Annotated in this window: 25 protein-coding genes and 1 pseudogene; 11 read left to right on the plus strand and 15 right to left on the minus strand. The window is 67.0% G+C overall.

Annotation, left to right across the window (positions count from 1 at the left end):
- The 4 genes and pseudogenes from ACN4F8_RS18470 to ACN4F8_RS18485 all read left to right on the plus strand — a co-directional run.
- A pseudogene (locus ACN4F8_RS18470) lies at positions 1–288 on the plus strand (thiazole synthase); the annotation flags it as partial.
- Positions 285–1,274: a thiamine phosphate synthase gene (locus tag ACN4F8_RS18475; RefSeq protein ID WP_419474916.1), complete on the plus strand. Its 990-nt coding sequence runs from the start codon at positions 285–287 to the stop codon at positions 1,272–1,274. The pseudogene ACN4F8_RS18470 and the gene ACN4F8_RS18475, both read left to right, overlap by 4 nt.
- Before the next feature lie 178 nt (positions 1,275–1,452).
- Complete coding sequence (locus tag ACN4F8_RS18480; RefSeq protein WP_419474917.1) at positions 1,453–2,097, plus strand: glycine zipper 2TM domain-containing protein; 645 nt, start codon at positions 1,453–1,455, stop codon at positions 2,095–2,097.
- Positions 2,098–2,199: 102 nt separating this feature from the next.
- Entirely contained in the window at positions 2,200–2,433 is a 234-nt protein-coding gene (locus ACN4F8_RS18485; RefSeq protein ID WP_419474918.1) for a SlyX family protein, read from the plus strand.
- Positions 2,434–2,437: 4 nt separating this feature from the next.
- On the opposite strand, the gene ACN4F8_RS18490 is transcribed toward ACN4F8_RS18485, so the two are convergent.
- Genes ACN4F8_RS18490 through ACN4F8_RS18500 form a run of 3 tightly spaced genes read right to left on the minus strand, consistent with a single transcriptional unit; the run spans position 2,438 to position 5,795 of the window.
- Complete coding sequence (locus ACN4F8_RS18490) at positions 2,438–3,226, minus strand: metallophosphoesterase family protein (protein WP_419474919.1); 789 nt, start codon at positions 3,224–3,226, stop codon at positions 2,438–2,440.
- A complete protein-coding gene (locus ACN4F8_RS18495) occupies positions 3,223–4,188 on the minus strand; it encodes a diacylglycerol/lipid kinase family protein (RefSeq protein ID WP_419474920.1) in 966 nt (321 codons plus the stop codon). The genes ACN4F8_RS18490 and ACN4F8_RS18495 overlap by 4 nt, the downstream gene beginning before the upstream one ends.
- On the minus strand, positions 4,188–5,795 hold the full coding sequence (locus tag ACN4F8_RS18500) for a gamma-glutamyltransferase family protein (RefSeq protein ID WP_419474921.1): 1,608 nt from the start codon (positions 5,793–5,795) through the stop codon (positions 4,188–4,190). The genes ACN4F8_RS18495 and ACN4F8_RS18500 overlap by 1 nt, the downstream gene beginning before the upstream one ends.
- Before the next feature lie 253 nt (positions 5,796–6,048).
- Here ACN4F8_RS18500 and chrA point away from each other — a divergent pair, with 253 nt between their 5' ends.
- Entirely contained in the window at positions 6,049–7,419 is a 1,371-nt protein-coding gene (gene chrA / locus ACN4F8_RS18505; protein ID WP_419474922.1) for a chromate efflux transporter, read from the plus strand.
- Positions 7,420–7,434: 15 nt separating this feature from the next.
- On the opposite strand, the gene ACN4F8_RS18510 is transcribed toward chrA, so the two are convergent.
- The 3 genes from ACN4F8_RS18510 to ACN4F8_RS18520 all read right to left on the minus strand — a co-directional run bounded on the left by ACN4F8_RS18510 (position 7,435) and on the right by ACN4F8_RS18520 (position 8,826).
- Positions 7,435–7,959 (minus strand): hypothetical protein, encoded by a 525-nt coding sequence (locus tag ACN4F8_RS18510; protein WP_419474923.1) that lies wholly within the window; start codon positions 7,957–7,959, stop codon positions 7,435–7,437.
- 131 nt (positions 7,960–8,090) lie between these two features.
- Entirely contained in the window at positions 8,091–8,255 is a 165-nt protein-coding gene (locus tag ACN4F8_RS18515; RefSeq protein ID WP_419474924.1) for a hypothetical protein, read from the minus strand.
- A 40-nt stretch (positions 8,256–8,295) separates the two neighbouring features.
- Positions 8,296–8,826, minus strand: a complete 531-nt coding sequence (locus tag ACN4F8_RS18520) for a DUF962 domain-containing protein (RefSeq protein WP_419474925.1) — start codon at positions 8,824–8,826, stop codon at positions 8,296–8,298.
- A 121-nt stretch (positions 8,827–8,947) separates the two neighbouring features.
- Between ACN4F8_RS18520 and ACN4F8_RS18525 the strand changes: the two genes are divergently transcribed.
- Positions 8,948–9,589: a glutathione S-transferase gene (locus ACN4F8_RS18525; protein ID WP_419474926.1), complete on the plus strand. Its 642-nt coding sequence runs from the start codon at positions 8,948–8,950 to the stop codon at positions 9,587–9,589.
- Positions 9,586–11,889, plus strand: coding sequence for a helicase C-terminal domain-containing protein (locus tag ACN4F8_RS18530; protein WP_419474927.1), 2,304 nt, complete (start codon positions 9,586–9,588; stop codon positions 11,887–11,889). The genes ACN4F8_RS18525 and ACN4F8_RS18530 overlap by 4 nt, the downstream gene beginning before the upstream one ends.
- On the opposite strand, the gene ACN4F8_RS18535 is transcribed toward ACN4F8_RS18530, so the two are convergent.
- From ACN4F8_RS18535 to ACN4F8_RS18555, 5 genes are all read right to left on the minus strand, one after another.
- Complete coding sequence (locus tag ACN4F8_RS18535; protein ID WP_419474928.1) at positions 11,878–13,314, minus strand: hypothetical protein; 1,437 nt, start codon at positions 13,312–13,314, stop codon at positions 11,878–11,880. The genes ACN4F8_RS18530 and ACN4F8_RS18535 overlap by 12 nt on opposite strands.
- Before the next feature lie 236 nt (positions 13,315–13,550).
- Entirely contained in the window at positions 13,551–14,474 is a 924-nt protein-coding gene (cbbX, locus tag ACN4F8_RS18540) for a CbbX protein (protein ID WP_419474929.1), read from the minus strand.
- A 133-nt stretch (positions 14,475–14,607) separates the two neighbouring features.
- A complete protein-coding gene (locus ACN4F8_RS18545; RefSeq protein WP_419474930.1) occupies positions 14,608–15,042 on the minus strand; it encodes a ribulose bisphosphate carboxylase small subunit in 435 nt (144 codons plus the stop codon).
- Between the two features lie 14 nt (positions 15,043–15,056).
- The gene (locus ACN4F8_RS18550) at positions 15,057–16,544 is read right to left on the minus strand and encodes a ribulose-bisphosphate carboxylase large subunit (protein WP_419474931.1); all 1,488 of its coding nucleotides are present in this window, start codon (positions 16,542–16,544) and stop codon (positions 15,057–15,059) included.
- Positions 16,545–16,665: 121 nt separating this feature from the next.
- Positions 16,666–17,976 (minus strand): hemolysin family protein, encoded by a 1,311-nt coding sequence (locus tag ACN4F8_RS18555; protein ID WP_419474932.1) that lies wholly within the window; start codon positions 17,974–17,976, stop codon positions 16,666–16,668.
- A 9-nt stretch (positions 17,977–17,985) separates the two neighbouring features.
- Here ACN4F8_RS18555 and ACN4F8_RS18560 point away from each other — a divergent pair, with 9 nt between their 5' ends.
- On the plus strand, positions 17,986–18,825 hold the full coding sequence (locus ACN4F8_RS18560; RefSeq protein WP_419474933.1) for a symmetrical bis(5'-nucleosyl)-tetraphosphatase: 840 nt from the start codon (positions 17,986–17,988) through the stop codon (positions 18,823–18,825).
- A 23-nt stretch (positions 18,826–18,848) separates the two neighbouring features.
- On the opposite strand, the gene ACN4F8_RS18565 is transcribed toward ACN4F8_RS18560, so the two are convergent.
- The 3 genes from ACN4F8_RS18565 to dcd all read right to left on the minus strand — a co-directional run bounded on the left by ACN4F8_RS18565 (position 18,849) and on the right by dcd (position 21,966).
- Positions 18,849–20,372, minus strand: coding sequence for a DEAD/DEAH box helicase (locus ACN4F8_RS18565; RefSeq protein ID WP_419474934.1), 1,524 nt, complete (start codon positions 20,370–20,372; stop codon positions 18,849–18,851).
- Between the two features lie 68 nt (positions 20,373–20,440).
- On the minus strand, positions 20,441–21,319 hold the full coding sequence (locus ACN4F8_RS18570; protein ID WP_419474935.1) for a neutral zinc metallopeptidase: 879 nt from the start codon (positions 21,317–21,319) through the stop codon (positions 20,441–20,443).
- A gap of 74 nt (positions 21,320–21,393) precedes the next feature.
- The gene (gene dcd, locus ACN4F8_RS18575; protein ID WP_291211325.1) at positions 21,394–21,966 is read right to left on the minus strand and encodes a dCTP deaminase; all 573 of its coding nucleotides are present in this window, start codon (positions 21,964–21,966) and stop codon (positions 21,394–21,396) included.
- A 125-nt stretch (positions 21,967–22,091) separates the two neighbouring features.
- Between dcd and ACN4F8_RS18580 the strand changes: the two genes are divergently transcribed.
- The 3 genes from ACN4F8_RS18580 to ACN4F8_RS18590 are packed head-to-tail and all read left to right on the plus strand — an operon-like array spanning position 22,092 to position 25,096.
- The gene (locus ACN4F8_RS18580; RefSeq protein ID WP_419474936.1) at positions 22,092–22,694 is read left to right on the plus strand and encodes a GbsR/MarR family transcriptional regulator; all 603 of its coding nucleotides are present in this window, start codon (positions 22,092–22,094) and stop codon (positions 22,692–22,694) included.
- Between the two features lie 39 nt (positions 22,695–22,733).
- The gene (locus ACN4F8_RS18585; RefSeq protein WP_419474937.1) at positions 22,734–24,101 is read left to right on the plus strand and encodes a cytochrome ubiquinol oxidase subunit I; all 1,368 of its coding nucleotides are present in this window, start codon (positions 22,734–22,736) and stop codon (positions 24,099–24,101) included.
- Positions 24,098–25,096, plus strand: a complete 999-nt coding sequence (locus tag ACN4F8_RS18590) for a cytochrome d ubiquinol oxidase subunit II (RefSeq protein ID WP_419474938.1) — start codon at positions 24,098–24,100, stop codon at positions 25,094–25,096. The genes ACN4F8_RS18585 and ACN4F8_RS18590 overlap by 4 nt, the downstream gene beginning before the upstream one ends.
- 193 nt (positions 25,097–25,289) lie before the next feature.
- Here the strand turns inward: ACN4F8_RS18590 and guaD are convergent.
- The coding region (guaD, locus tag ACN4F8_RS18595; protein ID WP_419474939.1) for a guanine deaminase at positions 25,290–26,457 on the minus strand (1,168 nt) is incomplete at its 5' end.

Here is a 26,457-nt window from a genome sequence, read left to right on the forward strand (position 1 = left end):
AACCCCTACGCCATGCGCCTGCTGCGCGAGCGCCTGCAGGTACCGCTGATCGTGGACGCCGGCCTGGGTCTGCCCTCACACGCCTGCACCGTGATGGAGTGGGGCTTTGACGCGGTGCTGCTCAACACGGCGGTGGCGCTGGCGCAGTCGCCGGTGGACATGGCCGGCGCGTTTGCCGACGCCGTGCGCGCCGGCCGTGCCGCTTACCGCTCGGGCGCCATGCAGCAGCAGGACAGCGCCCAACCCAGCACCCCGGTGCTCGGCACCCCTTTCTGGCACCACCCATGATCCTCACCCGCAACCCCGAGCTGAACCAGTCCATGAACGTGCAGGCGATGGCGCAGTCCATCGTGCGTGCGCACCAGTCCACGCTGGCCCTGCCCCCGGACCCACAGGCGCAACCCCTGCGGGGCGATGCGAACGATCTGGTGTTTGCCGCCGCCTTGCTGGCTGCGCACCGGCTGGGTTTTGTGCCGGCCGATGCGCTGTGCCTGGCGCAGGCCTGGTCGCGGCAGGCGCTGCGCACCGGCGAATTCCACCCCGGGCAGTGGCCTGTCGAGCCGGTCGATTTCGGGCTGGCTCCCTGGCCGCGCCACAACGCGTTTGCACCCTGCCCGGCATCGCTGGGCCTCTACGCCGTGATGCCCGATGCCGCCTGGACCATCCGCATGGCGCGCGCCGGTGTGCCCACCGTGCAACTGCGCTTCAAGTCGGCCGATGCCACGGCTGTGCGCGCCGAGGTGCTGGCCACGGTGGCCGGTGTGCAGGGCACAGGCGCGCGCCTGTTCATCAACGACCACTGGGAACTCGCCATCGAGGCCGGTGCGTACGGCGTGCACCTGGGTCAGGAAGACCTGCAGGCCATGACACCGGCCGGCCTCAAATCCATCCGGGACGCCGGCCTGCGCCTGGGCCTGAGCACGCACGGCTATGCCGAGATGCTGATCGCCGACCAGCACAGCCCCAGCTACATCGCCATGGGCGCGGTGTTCCCCACCACGCTCAAACAAATGGCCACCGCACCCCAGGGCACGGGCCGGCTGGCGGTGTACTCGGCGTTGCTGCGCGGGTATTCGCGCGTGGCCATCGGCGGCATCGACAAGGCTTCGCTGCCGGCGGTGCTGGCCAGCGGCGTGGGCTCGGTGGGGGTGGTGCGCGCACTCATGTCGGCAGCCGACACCCAGGCCGAGGTGGCGGCGTGGAACAGGGCGCTGGCAGCCCCGGGTGGTCCAGCGAACGGTGGCGATTGCACGCCTGGCTCAGCTGCGCCTTGAGCGCCTGAGCGTTCGCACCCGGCGCGCACGAACATTTGCAGGAAGATCTTTACCCGGCAGACACCGCGCGAGTGGCACAACGCACAGACGGCCGCAGCACCATCCAACATCCTTCAACCCAACGGCCGGCGCCATGCACAGGTCTTCGCCATCCGGCTGTCACACCAGGAAAACCGCCATGAAATCCCCCGCCAAACGCCCCTCAAAGCTGTTGCGTCTCACCGCCCTGGCCACCCTGGCCGCGGCTGGCCTGGCGGGCTGCGCTGCGCCGTATCCGGTGTACGAACAACCGGTCTCACAACCCGCGCCGGTCTACCAGTATCCAAGCCAGTACCCCGGCCAATACCCGCAAGCCCAACAACAGGAACGCCGCGACTACCGCCGCCGCAACCAGGAGCGCCTGTATGAAGCCGAAGTGACCTCGGTGCGTGCCGTGGTCGGCCCCAACAGCGGCCAGCGCTGCTGGATCGAGCGCGAAGAGGTGGTGCAGCAACCCCAGCGCAACATCCCCGGTGCCATCGCCGGTGCGGTGATCGGCGGCATCCTGGGCCACCAGATCGGCAACGGCAGCGGTCGTGACATCGCCACCGTGGGTGGCGCCGTGGCCGGCGCAGCCGTGGGCTCCAACGTGGGACGCAACGGCCACGGCAACCAGCCCCGGACGCAGGAGGTGCAGCGCTGCACGCCCACCGCCAACCGTCACGGCCAGCCCGACTACTGGGACGTGACCTACAGCTTCCGCGGCGTTGGTCACCGCGTGCAGATGACCTCGCAACCCGGTCGGACCATTCTGGTCAACGGCAACGGCGAACCGCGCGTCTGACCACCCGACTTTTCTGAAGACCCCCTTCCCCGCGTTGCATGCAGGACCACGTCCTGCCGGCGCGGGTTTTTTTGTGCGCGGTGGATGCGGTCCAATAGCGCCATGACCGAACCCCAGCACCCTGCCCCCGACACCGACCAACGCCTGACCGATCTGGAGATCAAGGCCAGCTTTGCCGACGACCTGCTCGACACCCTGAACGCCCAGGTGGCGAAACAGCAGGAGCAGATCGATCTGTTGCTGCGCGAGGTGAGCCGGCTGCGCCAGCGCGATGGCGACGACGGTCTTTCAGCCGGGCCGCGCGACCCGCGCGACGAACTGCCGCCGCACTACTGAGACGCTAGGCGCGCTGCGGCTGAAGGGGTGTGCTGTGAGCACACTCAAACGCCAGCGCAGCCGCTGAGTGGTCCCACTGCTCCACCACGCAGCCCGCCGCAGGCGACCAGCGCACCACATTCACCGAATTCGGCACGCCGCTGCGCACGCGGCTGGACACCGCTGTGCCCGCCTGCACCGCCCACAGGGGGCGCGCCAGACCCGGCAGCGGCATCACATACGGCAGGTGGATGTGGCCGCCCATCACCACATCGGCCCCGGCGGCGGCCCAGGCCTGCTGTGCGGCGGTGTGGTTGTGCAGGCGGTTGGGCAGGTCTTCTGCCCGCATCACGTCGATGGGCTGGTGCACCACGACCACGCGCAGTTGTTCGGGCGTGGCCCGGCGCAGTTGCTCTGCCACGGCGTCGATCTGCTCGCTGGAGACCTCACCGTCCTTGTGGCGCCGGGCGCGCGTGGTGTTCACGCCGATCACCAGCAGATCGTTGGACGAGAACACAGGTGCGAGGTTGGCACCGAAGGCCGCGCTGTAGCGCGCGTAAGGCCGGGTGAAGCGACTCCAGAGGTCGAACAGTGCGATGTCGTGGTTGCCCGGCAGCGCGAGCAGGGGCGCACCCAGCCGGTCCATCACGCTGCGCGCTGCGCTGAACTGCTCAGTGCGGGCGCGCTGGGTGATGTCGCCGGAGAGCACCACCAGGTCGGGACGCAACTGCGCGGCGAGTGCCACCAGGGCCTCGACCACGGGGGTTCGTTCGGTGCCGAAGTGGGGATCGGAGACCTGCAGCAACACGCTCACGTGGCGGCCACCTCAGGCGCGGCCTTGAGCAGCCACAAGGGCTGCGGCAACACGCGGATGGTCAGCGGCGAGCGCATCCAGCCCACCTCGCCGTCGAACGCCACCTTCACCTGGCGCCGACCCAGCAACCGGGAGGGTTTGACCACCAGGCTCTGGCACGCAAAGCGCTCGATGCCGCTGGCTTCACCCAACTGCCCGAGCGCGCCTCGCAGCATGAGACCGAGCATGGCCAGCGTGCCGATGGGCTTGAGGATGACGGCGGTGATCTGACTGCGGGCCGCTGCGCCCTCTGAGGGCTGCTCCGCGTTGCCCAGGCCCAGTTGCTCCAGCTGCAGGCGGTTGTTGCCCACAAACAAGGTGAGCGTGCGCACTTCACGCTGCTGGCCCGCCCACTCGATCGAGAGCTTGAGCCGGCGCTGCGCACGCAGCAGCGTGGCCATGCCGGCACCAAACGCCACCAGCCGGCTGCGGCCGAAACGCGCTTTCCAGGTTTCGCGGTCCTGCAGCAAATCCGGGTAGAGACCCAGGCTGGTGTTGACGAGGAACACCTGTTCGTTGATGGCCGAGATCTGCACCGGCTCGGGCTGCGCGGCGAGCAGCCAGCGCAGAGCCTCGGGCGTCTCAAAGGGTGCGCCGTGTTCGCGCGCAAAGTAGTTGAAGGTGCCCTTGGGGATCACACCCATCACGCAGCCGGCCGCGTGGGCGGCCTGCGCCACGGTGTTGATGGTGCCGTCGCCGCCCACCGCCACCACCGCCGAACCATCGGCCAGGACCTGCGCTGCGGCTTCACGCGCCACACGCGCGAGCTCACCCGGTGCCGCAAACAGCACCTCCCCCGCGCGCCCCGCGTCGCGCAGCGTGCTCTCGATGACTTCGCGCGTGGCGTCGGCATCCGAACTGCCAGCCTTGCCGTTGACGACGAAGCGCAGCGGTGCAGACGACTGGAAGCGGGGCTGGTCCATCAGAAGCCCACGGCCTGGCCGTCGCGGCGCGAGTCGCTTGCGGCCACATAGCCGGCTTCCATGTCGTCGGCCAGGCGCCAGATGAACTGGCCGCTGCCGAAGTCCATGTAGGCGTCGGCCGCAGGCTCGAAGCGGTGGCCCAGGTCTTTGAGGCCTTGCAGCAGCGCAGGCGCCATGGTGGGCTCGAAGTCCACGTTCATGCCGCTGCCCACCTTCCAGCGCGGTGCATCACACGCGGCCTGCGGTTGCTGGCCGTGCGCGAGCATGCGCACCAGCGTCTGCACATGGCCTTGCGGCTGCATGTTGCCGCCCATCACGCCGAAGCTCATCTGCGGGCGGCCGTCTTTCATGACGAAGCCCGGGATGATGGTGTGGAACGGCCGCTTGCCGCCGGCCACCTGGTTGGGGTGTCCCTCGGCCAGGGTGAAACCAAAGCCCCGGTTCTGCAGACTCACGCCCACCGAAGGCACCACCACGCCGCTGCCAAAGCCCATGTAGTTGGACTGGATCAGGCTGATCATCTGGCCGCTTTCGTCGGCGGCGGTGAGGTACACGGTGCCGCCGCGCGGCGGGGTGCCGTGCGCAAAATCGCCGGCCTTGCCCGGCTGGATGAGCCGCGCTCGCTCGGCAAGGTAAGCGTCGCTCAGCAGATCTGCTGCGCTCACCTCGTTCATGTGGCGCGCATCGGCCACCCAGCGGTAGGTGTCGGCAAAGGCCAGCTTGATGGCTTCGATCTGCAGGTGCTGCGACTCGATGCTGTCCACCGGCAGGCGCGCGATGTCGAGGTGCTCCAGCATGCCCAGCGCCATGAGCGCGGCAATGCCCTGGCCGTTGGGCGGGATCTCGTTCACCGAGTGGCCGGCAAAGTTTTTCTGGATCGGCGTCACCCACTCGGGGCGGTAGGCGTCGAGGTCGGCCATCGTCATCGTGCCGCCCTGCGCTGCGGCGTGGGCCACCAGCGCTTCGGCGATCTCGCCTCGGTAGCAGGCCTCGCCGCGCGTGTCGGCGATCTTGCGCAGGGTGGCGCCCGCCGCCTTGAACGTGAAATGCTCGCCCGGGGTCGGGGCGCGGCCGTGCGGCATGAAGGCCTCGGCGAAGCCTGGCTGGTTTTTCAGGATGGGCACCTGGCGCGCCCACTTGTCGGCGGTGATGCAGCCCACGCCGTGGCCGCGCTCGGCCAGCTCGATGGCGGGCTCCAGCAGGTCGGCAAACGGCAGCTTGCCGAACCGATCGGACAAGGCCACCCAGCCCGCCACCGCGCCGGGCGTGGTCACCGAGTCCCAGCCGCGCTCGGGCATCTTGCCGCCGTGGCGGCGCGCGAAGTAGTCGGTGTTCCAGGTGGCGGGCGCAACGCCTGAGGAGTTCAGGCCGTGCAGCGTCTGGCCATCCCAGAGGATGGCGAAGTTGTCGCTGCCCAGGCCGTTGGAGATGGGCTCGACGATGGTGAGTGCGGCCGCTGCGGCAATGACCGCGTCCACCGCATTGCCACCCTTGAGCAGCATGCGCAGACCAGCCGAGGAGGCCAGCGGGTGCGAGGTGGAGACGACGTTGCGCGCCATCACAGGGCTGCGCACGGTGGGGTAGGGGTTGGTCCAGTGGAATGTCATGGCTTGCGGAGGTTGCATCAAACAAGTTGCAGGATATTCGATGGGGTCCAACCCCGTCCCGGTTCAGGTGAGGACCTGGCCCCCGACGTCACGCTGGCCGATGAAGCTGCAGGCGGCGTCATACCTGGGCGTGCTTCACCACGACCGCGGCAGGAGAAAGGGGTGGGATCGGCGTTAGCCCACACAATTCACCGTGGCGACCACCCCGAAGCGCTTTACCGGGCCGCAAGCGGCAGAGCCTCTTCAACAAACCATGAACGACACCACCCACCCGACACCTGGCGCAAGCGAGCGCCCCGCCCCTGTGCCCTTCGCCGAGGCCTTCTGGTTCTGGCTCAAGCTGGGCTGCATCAGCTTTGGTGGACCGGCCGGGCAGATGGCGATCATGCACACCGAGCTGGTGGAGCGCCGCCGCTGGATCAGCGAGAAGCGTTTCCTGCATGCGCTGAACTACTGCATGGTGCTGCCCGGCCCCGAAGCGCAACAACTCGCCACCTACATCGGCTGGCTCATGCACGGCACGCGCGGTGGCTTGGCAGCGGGCATCCTGTTCGTGCTGCCCTCCCTGCTGCTGCTGGTGTTGCTGTCGTGGATCTACATCGCGTTTGGCAGCCTGCCGGTGGTGGCGGCCGTGTTCTACGGCATCAAGCCTGCCGTGACGGCGCTGGTGCTGCACGCGGCGCACCGCATCGGCAGCCGCGCCTTGAAGAACCACTGGCTCTGGGCCATTGCGGCGGCTTCGTTTGTGGCGATCTTTGCGCTGGATGCACCCTTTCCTGCCATCGTGCTGGCCGCTGCGCTGGTGGGCCACTGGGGTGGGCGGCGTTGGCCCCATGTGTTCGCGACCGGCTCTGGCCATGCCGCCGGATCGCAGGCCCACGCACCCGCCCTGATCGACGACGACACACCCGCACCGCCCCACGCGCTGTTCACGCGCAGCCGGCTCGTGCGGGTGTTGGGTGTCGGCGTGGGACTGTGGTTGATCGCCATGGCGGTGCTGCTGGCGCTCTACGGCGTGCAGGGCACGCTCACGCAGATGGGCTGGTTCTTCACCAAAGCCGCGCTCATGACCTTCGGCGGTGCCTACGCTGTGCTGCCCTATGTCTACCAGGGCGCGGTGGAGGACTTTGGCTGGCTCAACGCGCAGCAGATGATCGACGGCCTGGCGCTCGGTGAAACCACACCGGGTCCGCTGATCATGGTGGTGGCCTTCGTGGGCTTCATGGGAGGCTGGCTGCACCCGATGCTCGAGCTTGACGCGTTGTTCTGGTCGGGTGCGCTGGCCGCGTCGGTGGTGACCTTCTTCACCTTCCTGCCGTCCTTCGTCTTCATCCTGGTGGGCGGGCCGTTCATTGAAACCACCCATGGTCAATTGAAGTTCACCGCACCGCTGACCGCCATCACCGCGGCGGTGGTCGGCGTGATCTTGAACCTGGCCTTGTTTTTCGCGTACCACGTGTGGTGGCCGCAAGGCTTCACCGGCCCGTTTGATGCCGCGTCGGCCACGCTCACCCTGCTCGCTGCGGTGGCGCTGTTCCGTTTCAAGCTGGGTGTCGTGCCCTTGATCGTGGGCTGCGGCCTGCTCGGGATGGCCTGGCGGCTGTTCGCCGTGGGGGGCGGCTGAGGCTGTCGCCCGGACTCAGTGGCCACCGGCCACAAAACGGTCGGCGCGCGCAGCCTGCAGCACGGCGGGCAGGCTGTGGTGCATGGCCGAGGCCGGGCGGGCACCCGAGAGCCAGTCGTTGGGCGTGACAAACCACAGCGCGAGCTCAACGTCGTCGAAGACCGGTCGCAATTCCTCCAGCAGCGGCGCCATGCCGTCGGCCACGGAGGCGGTGGACAGGTCGAACTGGAACAGCGGGAACAGCGGGCCCCAGGGGCTGTCCAGCGACACCACCGCGCGCGAGACGATCCAGCGCGCCACCAGCGACACCGGCAACAAATCGGGCCACCAGCCCACCACCTCACACCGGTGACGAATCAACTCGGCCAGATCGTCGCCATTGACCAGCCCGCCGGTGCCCGTGAAGGCGGCGGCGGTGAAGAGCCAGTGCAGTGGCACCACGGCATTGGTGCGTTGGGTGTAGATCGCCCGCACAGCTGCAGGCAGGTCCCGCTGGGCGGGCGTCTCGGGCAACTGGGACAGGGATCGGGCACGCAGCATGGGCATCTCCGGGTTCGGCAGCCGGGCGTGTGCCTGGCAAAGATGCGAGCCTGGGGCCGATGGCCGATGGAGTCTGTACGGTGTCCAACCGATGGAAGCGGGAATACAACACGGCCCCGCTGGCGGGAGGATCAGTCGCTGTCCGGGAATTCGCCGGTCGCTTGCTCGGCCTGGGGCTGCTGCGGGGTGGATTCGGGGAAACACATGCGCTCGCCGTCCCAGCGCTGACCGCACCAGCACTGGCCGTCCTCGTTGATGATGCAGGTGCCGGTGCCGCAGCAGCGTGGGTCTTCCATGGTGGGTCCCGAGGGCCAGAAGTTTGCAGGGGTGTGGAGCTTATCGCGCGCGCGCAGTGCCTGCAGGGCCCGGGCGCGTCGGCCCTGCGCGCTGCTCGATCTGCGCTTGCAGCTCGGGGCGCAGACCCAGCAGGAAGGCCGCCTCGGTCACCACGAACAGCGGCCCGACGATCAGGCCGCTGATGTCGTCCACAAACGCCGGCTTGCGGCCTTCGAAAACATGGCCCACGAACTGGATGACCCAACCCACCACAAAGAGCCCCACACCCACCGCAGCCCACGCGCCGGTCGACAGCGCTGCTGTGGCCTGGGCCAGCCACAGACAACCCAGCAACAGCGCACCCATGAGGGCACCCAGGCGCAGGTCCAGACGCAGGTACCAGGCTGTGGCGGCGATCACGGCCACGGTGGCGGCCGAAACCGGCCAGCCAGCGAGATCGAAGCCGGGGCGCGCGAGCAACACCACCACCGCCAGCACGATCATGGGAATGCCCACGAAATGGGTGGCGATGTTGCGGCGGTCGCGGTGGTAGGCGGCGTATTGGCTCAGGTGGTCGGTGAGGGTTTTCATGGCGGTTCTCCTCGGGCATCAAGCCCGCTCGCCATTGTGTCCAGCGCAGGCCCGGCTGACCATGGGGAATGCGATGAGGCGCGACCGGTCGGGGACACCGGGCGTGCCATCATCTGGGCCCGTGCTGCCCATCCTGTACTCCTTTCGCCGCTGCCCCTACGCGATTCGCGCGCGCCTGGCGTTGTGCCAGGCCGGCGTGGCGGTGGCCTTGCGCGAAGTGGTGCTGTCCCGCAAGCCGGCGGAGATGCTGGCCGCCTCACCGGCGGGCACGGTGCCGGTGCTGCAGTTGGCCTCGGGCGAGGTGATCGCGCAGAGCCTGGACATCATGCGCTGGGCGCTGGTGCAGCGCGACACCGACAGCTGGCTGGCGCGCGGCGACACACCCGAACAGCGCGCGCTCATGGCCACCTGCGACGGTGCTTTCAAACACGCGCTCGACCGCTACAAATACGCCGAGCGACACCCCGAGCGCAGCGCACAGGCATGGCGAGATGGCGCCGTGGCCTGCCTGATCCAGCCGCTGGAACAGCGCCTGACCCAGGCGGCGCAGCTCGGTGGCGACCAGCCGGGTCTGGCGGACGCGACGATCTTCCCGTTCGTGCGCCAGTTCGCGGCGGTGGACGCCGCGTGGTGGACAGCTTCACCCTGGATCGCCACACGACGCTGGCACGACCACTGGAGCGGCAGCGCGCTGATGGCGGCCTGCATGCCCAAGCTCGCGCCCTGGCAGCCCGGCGCACCCGTGACCGTGTTTCCGCCGTGAACGAGACCACGCCGCCCGCCGGCGGCCTGCAGGTTGCCGTGCGTGTGCTCTGCGCCTTCACCGCCCAGGCCGGTGATCTCGACCTGCGCTTCACGCCCTCGCCCACCGCGCAAGACGGTGTGGCAGGGCACGAGGCCGTGACCGCGCGCCGCGCAGCGCCCTACCAGCGCGAAGTGCCGCTGCGCTCACGCTGCGGCGATCTCCTGGTGCAGGGCCGCGCCGACGGCTTCGACCCCGGTGTGCCTCGGCTCGAAGAAATCAAGACCCACCGCGGCGACGTGACGCTGGTGCGCGAGAACCACCGCGCGCTGCACTGGGCGCAGGCGCGTGTGTACGCGTGGATGCTGTGCGAGCAGCTCGCGCTGCAGCGCATCGAGGTGGCGCTGGTCTACTTCAACATCGACACCCAGCTGGAGACCACGCTGAGCAACTGGCACACCGCCGACGAACTGCGCCAGCACTTCAACGGCCTGTGTTCGCGCTACGTGAGCTGGGCGCGCAGCGAGCAAACCCACCGCCAGGCGCGCGACGCGCAACTGCAGACACTGGTCTTCCCGTTCGACGGATTTCGCGCCGGCCAGCGCGATCTCGCGGGAGCCACCTGGCGCGCGCACAGCCATGGGCGGCACCTGCTGGTGCAGGCACCCACCGGCATCGGCAAGACCATGGCCACGCTGTTCGGTGCGCTCAAGGCCGTACCCGCGCAAGGCACCGACAAACTGCTCTACCTCACCGCCAAGACCCCGGGGCGCCAGCTCGCACTCGACGCGCTGGCCCGCCTTCAACCCGCCGCATCCGTTGGCCGCCTGCGGGTGCTGGAACGCGTGGCGCGCGAGAAAGCCTGCGAGCACCCCGACAAGGCCTGTCATGGCGACGCCTGCCCACTGGCCAGCGGCTTTTATGACCGGTTGCCGCAGGCACGCATTGAGGCGGCGCACACCGCGTGGCTGGACCAGGCGGGACTGCGCACCGTCGCACTGAAACACGGTGTCTGCCCCTACTACCTGGGCCAGGACATGCTGCGCTGGAGCGACGTGGTGGTGGGCGATTTCAACCACTTCTTCGACCCCAGCGCCCACGCCTGGGCGCTCACCGTGGGCGAGCCCTGGCGGGTGGGCGTGCTCATCGACGAAGCGCACAACCTGGTGGAGCGCGCGCGGCTGATGTACAGCGCCGAACTCGACCCCTCGGGTCTGGCGGCGCTGCGCAAGGCGCCACCCGCAGGACTCAAGGCATCGCTCGATCGCCTGCACCGCTTCTGGGGCACGCTGGCCCGGGACCAAGCGCTGGTGCAGGTGCTGCAAGACGATGTGCCCGATGGCCTCTTGGGCGCGCTGCAGCAACACACCGCCGACCTCTCCGAACACCTGGCGCAAAACGCCACCGCGCCCGATGTGCGGGTGCAGGCCTGGCTGTTCGAGGTGCTGCACTTCGTGCGCGTGGCCGAGGTGTTCGGCGACCACTCGCTGGTGGAGATCACGCGCGCCAGCCCTGCGGTGCGCGGCCGTGCGCCCCGACCCAGGCTGGCCATCCGCAACCTGGTGCCCGCGCCGCACCTGCAGCCGCGCTGGCAGGCGGCGCACAGCGCCACCTTGTTCTCCGCCACGCTCAGCCCCATGGACCACGCCATCGACCTGCTCGGTCTGCCTGCGGACTGTGCACGGCTGGAGGTGCCCTCGCCGTTCGATCCGGCGCAACTCACCGTGCACGTCACACCGCACATCTCCACCCGCTTCAACGACCGTGCCGCTTCACTGGGCGACGTGGTCGCTGTGATGGCTGCGCAGCACCGCGACTTGCCGGGCAACTACCTGGCGTTCTTCAGCAGCTTTGACTATTTGCAACAGGTGCTCGCGCGGTTCGAGGCCGCGCACCCGGACATCGCGGTGTGGGCACAGTCGCGCGGCATGGCGGAGCCAGACCGCAACGCCTTTGTGGCGCGCTTCACCGAACACAGCCAGGGCATCGGTTTCGCGGTGCTGGGCGGGGCGTTTGGCGAGGGCATCGATCTGCCGGGGCAACGGCTCATCGGCGCTTTCATCGCCACACTGGGCTTGCCCCAGGTGAACCCGCTGAACGAACAGCTGCGTAAGCGGCTGCAGAACCGTTTCGGCCGTGGTCACGACTACGCGTACCTGTTCCCGGGTCTGCAAAAAGTGGTGCAGGCCGCCGGGCGCGTGATCCGCGGGCCCGACGACCGGGGTGTGGTCGTCCTCATGGACGATCGATTTGCCCGCCCCGAGGTGCGCGCTCTGTTGCCGCCGTGGTGGAAGATACGGCAAGGCGGATCAACTGCGTGAGTACAGATGCACCGCGCCGCTGCTTTGTGCGCGTTCGCCAAACACGAAACCACCCACACGCCAGCGCGCGGCACCGCTCTCCAGCCGCGCACCCACCGCCAGCTGGCTTCCGTTGCCCGAGAGCGCCAGTGCCGAGCCAAACAGATCACCGGCGCTGGTTCGGCTGGACTTCACGTAGTCCGTCTGGCGCCACTGCCGTCCATCACGGGCATACAGGTACACCGCACCGGCCGCCAGGCTGCTGTTGTCGGCCTGATCGCCATTGAGCCCCGTCGCTGCACTGGCCTCATACACCGCCGACACCGCCAGCACACCGCCATCGGCCGAGAGCGCCAGCCGTTCGCCGAAAGCATCACCCGTCTCGGCATTGGAGGCACGCAAACGCGCCTGTTGGTGCCATCGTCCACCCTCGTGGACAAACACGTAGGCCTGACCTGCCGAGCGCTGACGGGCCACGGTGCCGTCGGGTGCCGTCGCGCCCACTGCGAGGGTTGTGCCATCGGCCGAGAGCATCACCTGCGAGCCCAGCGGGTTCTGGCTCGTGGCATCGGTCGAACTCACGACGGCCTGCTCGCGCCAAACTGAGCTGTCATGGCGAAACACATGCACGGCGCCCTGCCCCGAGGCGTGTGCACCGGCGGCCAGGGTGAGGCCATCGACCGACAGCGCCACGCTGGTGCCCAGGCGGCCCCCGGCCTGCGTTTGGGAGGCTTGCAGCAGCGCCTGCTCGGTCCAGCCCGAGACGCCGTGACGGAACAGGTACACGGCACCGCTGTCGGCGTGCCGCGCATGGGGCTCACCGCCGTCGAACCGGTGCGCGCTCACCGCCACCGAATCGCCGCGACCCGAGAGCGAGACGCTCATGCCGAACCAGTCAAAGCTGCCCGCGCGCGACGCCTGCAGACGCGACTGCAGTTCCCAGCCGCCGTCGCTGCGGCCGAACACGTACACGGCGCCCTGATCGCCCGCGAGCGTGGTGGTCGCACTGGCCAGGTCGTGCGACTCAAAAGGTGCACCGACCACCAGGCGACTGCCATCGTCAGACAAGGACAGGCTGTGGCCAAAGCCGCTGCCAGCGACCGGCACACTGGCCCTGAGACGCGCTTGTTCACGCCACCCCTGCGGCGTGCGGGTGTAGACGTACACCGCACCGGCCGCGGGCACGTCATCGACCGGTCGGCTCGCCGCTTTCAGATCGGCGCCCACCGCCAGCGTGTTGCCGTCGCGCGAGAGTGCCACAGCGGCGCCGTAGACATCGCCGGCTTCAGCGTCGGATGCGCGCAACTGGGTGAGGTCAACGCCTCCAGATGGCGCAAAGAACAGCTTGGAGCGCAAGGGAGAAGCAAAGTCGCTGGCGCAAGCACTCAACCAGACCGACAGGCCGATCAGGGGCACGGACACAAAGAGGCGGAAAGTAGAGGTCATGACGAAGGTCCTGATGAATCATTGATCTGCAACGATTCAGCAGTGCCTCGGGCTCCATGCCCTCAACTGCCCATCGTTGGATGGGGCAGATGGTCTTCAATCAGGGCTGCGAGAGACATACTCCAAAGGCGCTACGCGCATGCCTTTTCTGTCGGTGTCGTGAACGATTTCTCTCGCAAGTCTTGTTGCGCGTGACAAATGCCCACCGCAGCGGACCGCTGCGCGACGCGGTGGCGTCAGGGGCCTGCGCCAAACAGCCGGCTGGCCAGGATGTCGGCGGGCATGAGGGTGGTGAGGTCGTCTCGGGTGAGCTCGCGATCACGGTCAACAAACAGGCGGCTGGCCTGGCGCAGGCGCGCACGGTCGAGTGCATTGCGCACGCTGCGCGCGTTGGCAAAGTGGGGCAAGGGAATGCGACGCTGCAGGTAGCTCTCGAACGCTTCGCGCGCGCCCTCGCCGAAGCGGTAGTTCATGGAGCCGAGCATGCGGTCGGCAATGTCGAGCAGTTCACCCTGGCCGTAGTCGGGAAAGTCGAGGTGGTGCGCAATGCGCGACGACAAGCCCGGGTTGGACTTGAAAAAAGTGTCCATGCGGTCCTTGTAGCCCGCAACGATCACCACCAGGTCGTCGCGCTGGTTCTCCATCACCTGCAGCAGGATCTCGATGGCCTCCTGCCCGTAGTCGCGCTCGTTTTCCGGGCGGTAGAGGTAGTAGGCCTCGTCGATGAAGAGCACGCCGCCCATGGCTTTCTTGAGCACCTCCTTGGTCTTGGGCGCGGTATGGCCGATGTACTGGCCCACAAGATCGTCGCGCGTGACGCTCACCACATGGGCTTTGCGCACATAGCCCAGGCGGTGCAGGATCTCCGCCATGCGCATCGCCACCGTGGTTTTGCCGGTGCCGGGATTGCCGGTGAAGCTCATGTGCAGCGACGGCGTCTGCGCCTGCAGGCCGAGGTTCAGGCGCAGCTTGTCCACCACCAGCAAAGCCGCGATGTCGCGGATGCGCGTCTTCACCGGCGCCAAGCCGATGAGGTCGCGGTCCAGCTCGTCCATGACGGCTTCGACCTGGCTTTGGGACAGGACATCGGCCACGGTGCGAGGGCCGCTGGCAGAGGCGGCAGACGCTGCAACTGCGCTGTCGGGAGTTGGTGGGTTCATGCTGTGCCTCCGAAGCGAGATGACCCCACCAGGGATACCGTGGAACCGCCCTTCGACAAGCTCAGGACGGGCCACAGGTATCGCCCCCTGCAGGGGGTGACGCGCTGAAAGCGCGGCGCGGGGGGGAGCCCTTTCAGTACCGCTCGCCTTCGGGCTTGTCGGTGGCGTATGAGCTGATGCGGTAACGCACCTGGCGGCCTTCGACTTCGGTGCGCGCCAGCCCGAAGCCTGGTTCCCTGGCGGGCCGGTTGACGATGAACGACATGCGCGGTGACTCCACGCCCTGCGTGGAATCGAACGCCGTGACGCGCACGTAGTGCTGCGGAAACGCCTTGCGGCAGTTGTTGATCTCCATCAGGATGCCGCCCGGGTCCTTCAAATCAAACATCGGGTTGCCGAACATTTCCCAGTAGGTGTTGCGCGGGTGCGGGTCGTCGGTGTACTCGATGCCCACCGCATAGTTGTTCCGCAGCGCGTACTCGATCTGTCTGCTTATCTGCGCGTCGGTGAGGTCGGGCAGGAAGGAAAACTGGCCCTGCGTCAGGCGGTTGCCGTGGTTGGTCATCATGGTGTGTGTCCCCTTCAAGCGGATGCGGTGGCCGTGGGCACGAAGTCCGCGGTGTCGGTCGATTCGTAGTTGAAGCTGATCTCGCCCCAGGTGTCGATGGCGGCCTTCAGCGGGCTGCACCACTTGGCGGCGTCCTGCAGGATCTGCGGACCCTCGTTCCAGATGTCGCGCCCTTCGTTGCGCGCCAGCACCATGGCCTCCAACGCCACGCGGTTGGCCGTGGCACCGGCCTGGATGCCCATCGGGTGGCCGATGGTGCCGCCGCCGAACTGAAGCACCACGTCGTCGCCCAGGTAGGTCAGCAGCTGGTGCATCTGGCCGGCGTGGATGCCGCCCGAGGCCACCGGCATCACCTTGTTCAGCGACGCCCAGTCCTGCTCGAAGAACAGACCCTTCTCCAGCTGCATCGGCGTGTGTGTGTCGAGCAGCGTGTCGTAGAAACCGCGGATCATCATCGGGTCGCCTTCGAGCTTGCCGACCACCGTACCGGCGTGGATGTGGTCCACGCCCGCCATGCGCATCCATTTGCAGATCACGCGGAAGTTCATGCCGTGGTTCTTCTGGCGGCTGTAGGTGCTGTTTCCAGCGCGGTGCAGGTGCAGGATCATGTCGTTCTTGCGCGCCCACACGGCCATGCTCTGGATCGCGGTGTAGCCGATCACCAGGTCGATCATGATGATCACGCTGCCCAGGCTCTTGGCGAACTCGGCGCGCGCATACATCTCCTCCATCGTGCCGGCGGTCACGTTGAGGTAGTGGCCCTTGACCTCGCCGGTGGCGGCACTGGCCTTGTTCACGGCTTCCATGCAGTAGAGAAAACGGTCGCGCCAGTGCATGAAGGGCTGCGAGTTGATGTTCTCGTCGTCCTTCATGAAGTCCAGCCCGCCCTTGAGGCCTTCGTACACCACGCGGCCGTAGTTGCGGCCCGAGAGACCCAGCTTGGGTTTGGTGGTGGCACCCAGCAGCGGCCGACCAAACTTGTCCAGGCGCTCGCGCTCGACGATCACGCCGGTGGCCGGACCCTGGAAGGTCTTGAGGTAGGCCACCGGGATGCGCATGTCCTCCAGGCGCAAGGCCTTCACCGCCTTGAAGCCGAACACGTTGCCGATGATGGACGCGGTGAGGTTGGCGATGGACCCGCCCTCAAACAGGTCGAGGTCGTAACCGATGTAGACGAAGTACTGTTGCTCGGTCTTGGTGCCGGGGCCGGTGTTGGGCACCTTGTCGACGCGGTAGGCCTTGGCGCGGTAGAGCTCGCAGGCCGTCAGCCGGTCGGTCCAGACCACGGTCCAGGTGGCGGTGGACGACTCACCGGCCACCGCCGCAGCGCATTCTTCGGCATCCACGCCGTCTTGCGGCGTCATGCGGAACATGGCGATGACGTCGGTGTCCTTGGGCACGTAGTCGGGCTGCCAGTAACCCATCTGCTTGTACTTCAGCACACCGGCGCTGTAGCGCTTTTTGGCATCGGTGATGATGCTGTCGTCGTTGGTGTCGGTCACGTCGGCTCCTCTGGTCTGGGTGGTGAAACAAGGTGTCCACCGACTGTAGGAACGACGTCAGCTAAGGTAAATTCAAACTTAACAGCCTATCAATTCAGAATTTCTGAATTGATAGGCTGCATCAACCGTCAACCTCCACCACCGACTCGGCCTCGGGCAAACGCGAGATCAGCACCTGGTCGATGCGCCGGCCATCGAGCACCAGCACCTCGAAGCGCCAGCCCGCGCACTCCACGCTGTCGGCCTGCGCGAGCAGATCACCGGCCACCGTCTGCATGAGGCCGGCCACGGTGTTGTAGCGGCCCTTGTCCTCGTCGGGCAGCTCGTCGATGTCCAGCCGCGACTTGAGTTCGGTCACCGGCATGGCCCCGTCGATGAGCCACGCGCCGTCTTCGCGCTGCGTGGCCCAGGCGTCCACCGCAGCGTGCGGCGAGAGCTCGCCGGTGATGGCTTCCAGCATGTCCAGCGGCGTGAGCAGGCCTTGCACCACGCCGTATTCGTCCACCACAAACACCATGCGCGTGGCGCGCTCGCGGAACTGCTCCAGCAGCTCCATGCCGGTGAGCGTTTCGGGCACGAACACCGCTGGCTGCACATGGCGCATCAGCGTCTCGTTGTTGCCTTCGGCCTGCAGGGCGAGCATGCGCGGCAGGTGGATCACACCCACCACGTCGTCGAGTCCGCCGCGGCACACCGGGTACCACGAATGGCCGGTGGTCCAGGCGCGCTGCACCGCCACGTCGATGCTGTCCTGCGCGTCCAGCCATTCGATCTCGGAGCGCGGCACCATGATGGAAGTGAGCTGGCGGTCGTCGAGCAGGAACACGTTGCGCACCATCTGGTGCTCGTGCTCCTCGATGATGCCGGCGTCCACGCCTTCTTCGAGGCTGGCGTTGATTTCTTCTTCGGTCACGTGCTGCACCGCGTTGGTGTCGATGCGCAGCAGCTTGAGCATCCACTGCGTGGTGTGCGTGAGCAGCCAAACAAAGGGTTTGGCCGCCGTGGCCACAAAGGTCATGGGGCGCGACACCCAGCGTGCCACGGCCTCGGGATACAGCTGGCCGATGCGCTTGGGGACCAGTTCGCCAAACACAATGGTGATGAAGGTGATGACCACCACCACGATCGCGGTGGACACGATGTTGGCCGTGGCCTCGGTCAGGCCCCTGGCTTCGAACCACAGCCCCAGATCGCCACTGAACGCGGCCTCGCCGACGATGCCGTTGAGCATGCCGATGGAGGTGATGCCGACCTGCACCGACGAGAGAAACTGCGTGGGGTTTTCCAGCAGCTTCAGCGCGGTGGTGGAGCCCTTGTCACCCGCCTCGGCCATCGCGGTCAGACGGGCCTTGCGGCTGGAGGCCAGGGCCAGCTCGGACATGGCGAACGCGCCGTTGAGCAGCGTGAGAAAAACAATGAGGAGGGTGTCCATAATCGGCGAATGTCACTCTACATGATCGGTGATGTCCAAGGCTGTGACGAAGCCCTGGGCCGTTTGCTGGATGAAATCGCTTTTTCCCCCAGCCGCGACACGCTGTACTTGCTGGGAGATCTGGTCAACCGCGGCCCCGCATCCCTGCAAGTTCTGCGCCGACTGATCGCTCTCGGCGACTCGGCGCACAGCCTGCTCGGCAACCACGACCTGCACCTGCTTGCCGCTGCGCATGGCGTGCGCAAGCTGCACCGCAGCGACACGGTGGGCGACATCCTCGATGCGACCGACAGAGTCGCCTTGCTCGACTGGTTGCGCCACCGCCCGATGGCCTTGTACGAGCACGGCTGGCTCATGGTGCACGCCGGCGTGTTGCCGCAGTGGGACGTGGCCGACACGATGGCGCGCGCGCAGGAACTGCAAAGCGTGCTGCGCAGCCCCGACTGGAGTGGTTTCCTGCAACACATGTACGGCAACGAGCCCGCCTTCTGGAGCGATGCGCTGCAGGGAGCCGATCGTCTGCGGGTCGTGGTCAATGCTTTCACACGACTGCGCTTCTGCACGGCGCAGGGTCTGATGGAGTTCGACACCAAAGAGGGTGCCGACGGCGCGCCGCCGGGCTTCATGCCGTGGTTCGACGTGCCGGGCCGGCGCACAGCCGATGTGCCGGTGGCGTTTGGCCACTGGTCCACCCTGGGCCATGTGCAACGCGAAGGCGTGTTGGCGCTGGACACGGGTTGTGTGTGGGGCGGTTGCCTGACGGCGGCGCGCATCTTGAGCGCACCCGGGCAGGTGGAGCGCATCGCCGTGCGGTGTGCGCAAACCCAAAAACCCCGCAAGGGGCTTTGAGCGCCCACCGCCGAGGGCTGCGATCAGTCTTGCTGCACCGGCGCCGGAACCGGCTCGGCCACCACGGGTGCCGGTGCGCTTTTGAACAGCGCGGGCACCTTCTTGCGGGACTTGATGTTGGGCGACACCGTGCGAGCGGTGGCGCGGGACGAAGCTTCCCACGACGGCGGCGTTTCACCACTGGCGCTGGGCTCGTAGGGTTTGTCGAACAACGGGTCGGCCGGCGCGCGCGGGGCGCGCACCGGGCGGCTGGCGGGGGCTGGGCGGCCTTCACCGCGCGATTCGCTGCGGACTTCGCGGTCGCGCGGGGGACGTGCCTCACGCGGCTCACGGCGCACCTCGCCACCCTCGGGCGTCTGCCAGGCGCGCTGGCCATCGTTGAAGCGGCCGGCCGGGCGTTTGTCCGCTTCCAGCTCCAGTGCTTCGAGTTCGAGCTTCTTGCCCAGCAGTTTTTCCAGGTCGCCCATCAGGCGCGCGTCGCGCGGGCTCACGAAGGACACGGCCAGACCCGACGCGCCGGCACGGCCGGTGCGGCCGATGCGGTGCACGTAGTCTTCGGCGTTGAACGGGATGTCGAAGTTGAACACCGCCGGCACGTCCTTGATGTCCAGGCCGCGCGCGGCCACGTCGGTGCAGACCAGCAGGTCAACCGCGCCGCTCTTGAAGGCTTCCAGCGCTTTCAGGCGCTCGTCCTGGCTCTTGTCGCCGTGCAGCGCCGTGGTGTTGAGGCCCTCGCGCTCCAGCGAACGCGCCAGCCGCGCACAGCCCAGCTTGCTGTTGACGAACACAAAGGCTTGCTTGAGACCACGCTCGGCGAGGATCTGCTTGAGCACGCCGCGCTTGTCGTCGTCGCCCACGCTGTAGAAGTGTTGTTCCACGGTGGAGGCTGTGGCGTTGGAGCGCGCCACCTCGATCGTCACCGGGTCTTGCAGGTAGCTGCCGGCCAGGCGCTTGATTTCGGTGGAGAAGGTGGCCGAGAACAGCAGCGTGGTGCGCTGCTTGGGCAGGTACGACAGGATGCGCTGCAGGTCGGGCAGGAAACCGATGTCGAGCATGCGGTCGGCTTCGTCCAGCACCACGTACTCAACCTGGTTGAGTACGCAGTTCTTGGCTTCGATGTGGTCCAGCAATCGGCCAGGCGTGGCCACCAACACCTCGACGCCTTTTTTCAGCTCGGCGGTCTGCGGCTTCATGTCCATGCCGCCGAACACCACCATGCTGCGAAGATTGGTGTACTTGGCGTAGAGCTTGACCTGCTCGGCCACCTGGTCGGCGAGCTCGCGCGTGGGCAGCAGCACCAGGGCGCGCACCGGGTGGCGGGCGGGCGAGGTGGACGCGTTTTCGTGCTTCATCATGCGCTGCAGCAGGGGCAGCGTGAAAGCGGCTGTTTTGCCGGTGCCCGTCTGGGCTGCGCCCATCACGTCACGGCCTTGCAGCACCACGGGAATCGCCTGCGCCTGGATCGGCGTCATGGTCTCGTAGCCCATTTCGGCCACGGCACGCTCGATGGCGGGAGAGAGGGAGAGTTCGGAAAAGGATTGGGTCATTGGCGTCGAAGTTAGCCCGGTATTGTCGCACTTTGACCGTTTTTCGCCCAAGTCCGCCTGAGCGTCACTCAGAGTGCTGCCGACTTGAAGGTGTCACACGCCTGAACACTGCCGGTCTTCAAGCCGCTGTTGAACCAGCGCTGGCGCTGTTCGCTGGTGCCGTGGGTGAAGCTGTCGGGCACCACCTGGCCCTGGCTCTTGCGCTGCAAGGCGTCGTCGCCAATCGCCGCGGCCGCGTTCATGGCCTCTTCCACATCACCGGGCTCCAGGATGGCGCCGGTCTTCTGGTTGTGGTGCGCCCAGATGCCGGCAAAGCAGTCGGCCTGCAGCTCGACCCGCACCGACATGGCGTTGAACTCGCGCTGGCTCACCTTGCCACGCATCTCGTCCATCTTGCCGGTGATGCCCAGCAGGTTCTGCACGTGGTGTCCCACCTCGTGCGCGATCACATAGGCCTGCGCAAAGTCGCCCGGCGCGCCGAGCTGGGTGCGCAACGTGTCGTAGAAGCTGAGGTCGATGTAGACCTTCTGGTCGCCCGGGCAGTAAAACGGCCCCATGGCCGACTGGCCGGTGCCGCAGGCCGTGGGCGTGGCGCCGCGAAACAGCACCAGGCGCGGTTTCTGGTAGGTTGATCCGGCCTGCTGGAACATGGGGCCCCACACATCTTCGGTGCCTCCGAGCACCGAGGCCACGAAGCGCCCCATGTCGTCGGTGGGCGCCTGCGCCGGGCCCTGGGTGGTTTCCACCTGGGCCGCCGGCGAAAAATCACCACCGCTGAGTGCGCCCAGGATGGTCATGGGGTTGATGCCGAAGATCCAGCCGGCCACCAGGGCCACCGCGATGGTGCCCAGACCGATGTTGCGTCCGCCGCCGCCACCGAGCCCACGGCCCGGGCTTGATCGGCGGTCTTCGACCTGGTCGGATTCGCGGTTGTTTTCCCATTTCATGCGGCGTCTCCTGCGCAGCGGGAGTCGCTGCGCGGCCCATTATCCGGGCGGCAGCGCTGGCGTGCCGGCCTTGTTCAGGCCTTGGGAAGCGTCACCCCGGTCTGCCCTTGGTACTTGCCGCCTCGGTCCTTGTAGCTGACTTCGCAGACGTCGTCTTTGTCGCTCTCGAAAAACAGCACTTGGGCGCAGCCCTCGCCCGCGTAGATCTTGGCCGGCAGCGGCGTGGTGTTGCTGAACTCCAGCGTCACATAACCTTCCCACTCGGGCTCGAAGGGCGTGACGTTGACGATGATGCCGCAGCGCGCGTAGGTGCTCTTGCCCAGGCAGATGGTGAGCACGTTGCGCGGGATGCGGAAATACTCCAGGGTGCGCGCGAGCGCAAAGCTGTTCGGCGGGATCACGCAGACATCCTTGTTGATGTCCACGAAGCTGTTCTCGTCGAAGTTCTTCGGGTCCACCACCGTGCTGTGGATGTTGGTGAACACCTTGAATTCGGGTGCGCAACGGATGTCGTAGCCGTAGCTGCTCGTGCCGTAGCTGATCACCTTCTTGCCGTCCACCGCTCGCACCTGCCCGGGCTCGAAGGGTGAAATCAGGCCGTGTTCTTCGGCCATGCGGCGGATCCATTTGTCGCTTTTGATGCTCATGGAGCGCGATTGTAGGGAGTCGGGCCCCATCTCACCTCGAACCCGCGCGCCGCGATAACCCCGTGAACTTCCCGGATTTTCAGTAATTACTGAAAACTCAAGCCGAACCCGATACATTCATACACATGCCGCTGCAAGACCACCTCCCCCCGCTCAACCGCGAGTTCGTTGCCCACTTCGGGGAAATGGGCAGCAAGTGGGGCATCAACCGCACCGTCGGCCAGATCTACGCACTGCTCTACATCTCGCCCCAGGCGCTCAACGCCGACGAGATTGCCGAGACGCTGGAGTTCTCGCGCTCCAACGTGAGCATGGGCCTCAAAGAACTGCAGGCCTGGCGACTGGTGCGCCTGCGCCACCAGCCGGGCGACCGGCGCGAGTACTTTGAAGCGCCGGCCGACGTGTGGGAAATCTTCCGCGTGCTGGCCGAAGAGCGCCGCCGCCGCGAGGTGGAGCCCACGCTCTCCATGCTGCGCACCGCCCTGCTCGACACGCCCACCACCGACGCCGAACGCCACGCACAGAACCGCATGCGGGAAATGCACGACCTGATCGATCGCCTCATGACCTGGTTCGACGACGTGCAGAAACTCGCACCCGAAACCGCCATGCAACTCATGGGCATGGGCACCACGGTGACCAAGGTGCTGGAATTCAAGGACCGATTGACCGGCAAGTCGCCCGCGCGCAAGCTGCCACCCAAAGACCCGCTTGACCGGGCAGCCTGATCACCCCCACCCTCCGATCCCCCCGCACCGGACACCCCCATGGACGCCTTGATCCTGTCGCGAATCCAGTTCGCCGCCAACATCAGCTTTCACATCCTGTTCCCCACCATCACGATCGCGATGTGCTGGTTCCTGTTGTTTTTCCGGTTGCGCTTCATCAAGACGCGCGACCCGGCATGGGAAGAGGCTTACTACTTCTGGACCAAGGTGTTCGCGCTGACCTTCGCGCTCGGTGTGGTCTCGGGCATCGTCATGAGCTTCCAGTTCGGCACCAACTGGCCCGGCTTCATGGAGAAGACGGGCAACATCGCCGGCCCGCTGCTGGGCTACGAGGTGCTCACCGCGTTTTTCCTGGAAGCCAGCTTCCTCGGCATCATGCTGTTTGGCCGCGGGCGCGTGTCGGAGCGGGTGCACCTGGCCGCCACCTTTCTCGTGGCTTTCGGGACCACCATGTCGGCCTTTTGGATCCTGAGCCTCAACTCCTGGCTGCAGACCCCCGCTGGTTATGAAATCGTCAACGGCCAGTTCTACGCTACCGACTGGTTCGCCGTGGTGTTCAACCCCTCCTTCCCCTACCGCTTTGCGCACAAGCTGCTGGCCTCGGCGCTCACCGCGTCGTTCCTGATCGCCGGCCTGTGCGCCTGGCAGCTCATCAAGGGCAGCGCCACCGCCGGCACGCACAAAGCCATGCGCACCGCACTGGTGGCCGCCGCCATCGTGATTCCGATCCAGTTCGTGGCGGGTGACATGCATGGCCTGAACACCCTGAAGCACCAGCCCGCCAAGATCGCCGCCATGGAAGGCATCTGGGAAACCGAAAGGGGTGCGCCGCTCACGCTGTTCGGCATCCCCGACGAGAAGGCCGGCGAGACGCACTTCGCGATCAAAATCCCCAAGCTCGCCAGCCTGATCCTGGCGCACGATGCCAACGCCGAACTCAAGGGCATCAACGAATTCCCCGGCGCACACCCACCCGTGGCACCGGTGTTCTGGGCCTTCCGCGTGATGGTGGGCATGGGCTCGCTGATGCTGGCGGTGGCGTGGTTCGCCGCGTGGCAGCTCTGGCGCAAACGCCGTGAAATGGCCGACGGCAAGATCCACCTGCCCAAACCGCTGCTGTGGGTGCTGGCCGGCATGACGTTCTCCGGCTGGGTGGCCACGCTCTCGGGTTGGTACGTGACCGAGATCGGCCGCCAGCCGTTCATGGTCTATGGCCTGCTGCGCACCAGCGACATCGCCACCCACATCGCGCCACCCATGATCGCGCTCACGCTCACGGCCTACCTCATCGTCTACGGCCTGCTGCTCGTCACCTACATCGGCGTGCTCAAGTACATGGCGGAGAACCCGTTCAAGCACGCGCCGATTCCGGGCAGCAACGCCGCACTCGGAAAGGCCGGCGTATGACCTGGGCCGAACTCCTCCCCCTCATCTTCCTCGCCGTGATGGGCCTGGCTTTGCTGGCGTATGTGGTCCTCGACGGCTACGACCTCGGTGTGGGCCTGCTGCTGCCGCTGGCCGACGAAGGCCAGAAGGACACCATGATCGCCAGCATCGGCCCGTTCTGGGACGCCAACGAAACCTGGCTGGTGCTGGGTGTGGGCGTGTTGCTGGTGGCCTTTCCGTTCGCGCATGGGCTGGTGTTGCAGGCGCTGTATCTGCCCGTGGCCGTGATGCTGATCGGCCTGATCCTGCGCGGCGTGGCGTTCGACTTCCGCGTGAAGGCGCCGCTGCAGTTCAAGGACTTCTGGAACAAGGCGTTCTTTGCCGGCTCGCTCTTGGCCAGCAGCGCGCAGGGCTGGATGCTGGGCAGCTACATCACCGGCTTCCAGCCCGGCCCGCTGGGTCTCGCGTTCAGCCTGGGCATTGCGATCACGCTGCCGGCCGCCTACATCCTGCTGGGCGCGGGCTGGCTGATCATGAAGACCGACGGCGAGCTGCAGGAACGCGCGGTGCACTGGGCTCGGCGCGTGCTCTGGCCCATGGGCGTGGCGCTGGTGGGCATTTCAGCGGCCACGCCGCTGGTGAATCCGGCGGTGGTGCAAAAGTGGTTCGGCGTGCCCGAGGTGTTCGCGCTGCTGCCGGTGCCGCTGAGCTGCGCCATCGCCTTCTTCGCGGTGCGCTGGGTGGTCACCCACCCCGAGGTGGTGAAGGCCGGCTACGGCTGGGTGGTGTTCGTGTCCACCGTGCTGATCTTCGTGCTGGCCTTCTTCGGCCTGTCGTACAGCATTTACCCCGACATCGTGATCGGCCGCATGACGGTGTGGCAAGCCGCCATCGGCACCGACGCGCTGACCGTGATCTTCATCGGTGTGGCGATCACGCTGCCGGTGATCATCGTCTACACGATCTTCATGTACCGGGTGTTTTGGGGCAAGGCCCGAGACCTGACCTACAACTAAGAGCTCCCCACTGCGCCGCTTTGCGGCTTCCCCCCTCTCTGGCGCGCCTTCGGCGCTGGGAGGGGGGACGGCATCTTGGGCCGGCGGAGCCGGACCCTTGATGCCTCTGGCATGGAGACCTCCTTGGCGCGCGGCGGGCCTTGCTCCCTCGCCCCTCTGGGGAGAGGGCTGGGGTGAGGGGCGGCTGTCCGGCTTACTGTCCGGCGATCACCGTGCGCTCGATCACCCGATCGTCGCCCAGCACGATCAGCGCGAACAGCAGTTCGTCGAGGCTGCTGGCCTGAGAAGTCTTGCGGGCCAACAGCGGCGTGGCTTTCGGATCGAGCACCACGAAGTCGGCCTCGTTGCCGGGTTGCAGATTGCCCACCACACCCTCCAGACCGAGCGCCCGCGCCGCGCCCGCTGTGTGCAGCCACCACAGCCGGCCCGGCGTGAGGCTCAGGCCCTGTTTGCTCTGGCCTTCACGGCCCACGCAATAGGCCGCCAACATCGTGTGGAACGGTGAAAAACTGGTGCCGCCGCCCACGTCACTCGCCAGGCCATAGCCCATGCCCGCGGCGTCGGCTGCTGCAAAGTCGAAGAAACCGCTGCCCAGAAACAGGTTGCTCGTGGGGCTCACCGCCGCCACCGCGCCGGTGCACGCCATCAGCGCGCGGTCGGCGGCGTCGAGGTGGATGCAGTGCGCGTACACCGCACGTTCACGCAACAGGCCGAAATCACCGTACACGCCCAGATAGCTGCGCGAGGTGGGGAAGAGCTCGGCCGCCCAGCGCACTTCGTCGAGGTTTTCGGCCACGTGCGACTGGATCCACACACCGGGGTACTTCGCCGCCAGATCGCCCGCGCCGCGCAACTGCTCGGGCGTGCTCGTGGGGGCGAAGCGTGGCGTGATGGCGTAGCCCAAGCGGTCCACGCCGTGCCAGCGCTGGATCAGGTCTTCGGTATCGATGAGGCTCTGCTCGGTGTCGTCGCGCACACCGTCGGGGCTGTGGCGGTCCTGCAGCACCTTGCCGGTGATGAAGCGCAGGCCGCGGCGCTGTGCTTCTTCAAACGCCGCGTTCACCGACGCCGGGTGCGAGGTGGCAAAAGTCAGTGCGGTGGTCACGCCGTGGCGGCCCAGTTCATCGAAGAAAAAACTCGCCACCTCACCCGCGTGCTCGCCATCGTGAAAGCGCGACTCGTGCGGAAAGGTGTAGTTCTCCAGCCAGGGCAGCAGGCCGGCTGCGGGCGCACCGATCACGTCCGTCTGCGGGTAGTGGATGTGCATGTCCACAAACCCCGGCGCGATGATCTTGCCGCGCAGGTCTTCCACCGCCACGCCGGGGAAGCGGTCGATCAGCGCGGCGTGGTCGCCCACGGCG

The sequence above is a fragment of the Hydrogenophaga sp. genome (assembly GCF_048549895.1).
GTDB lineage: Bacteria > Pseudomonadota > Gammaproteobacteria > Burkholderiales > Burkholderiaceae_C > Hydrogenophaga.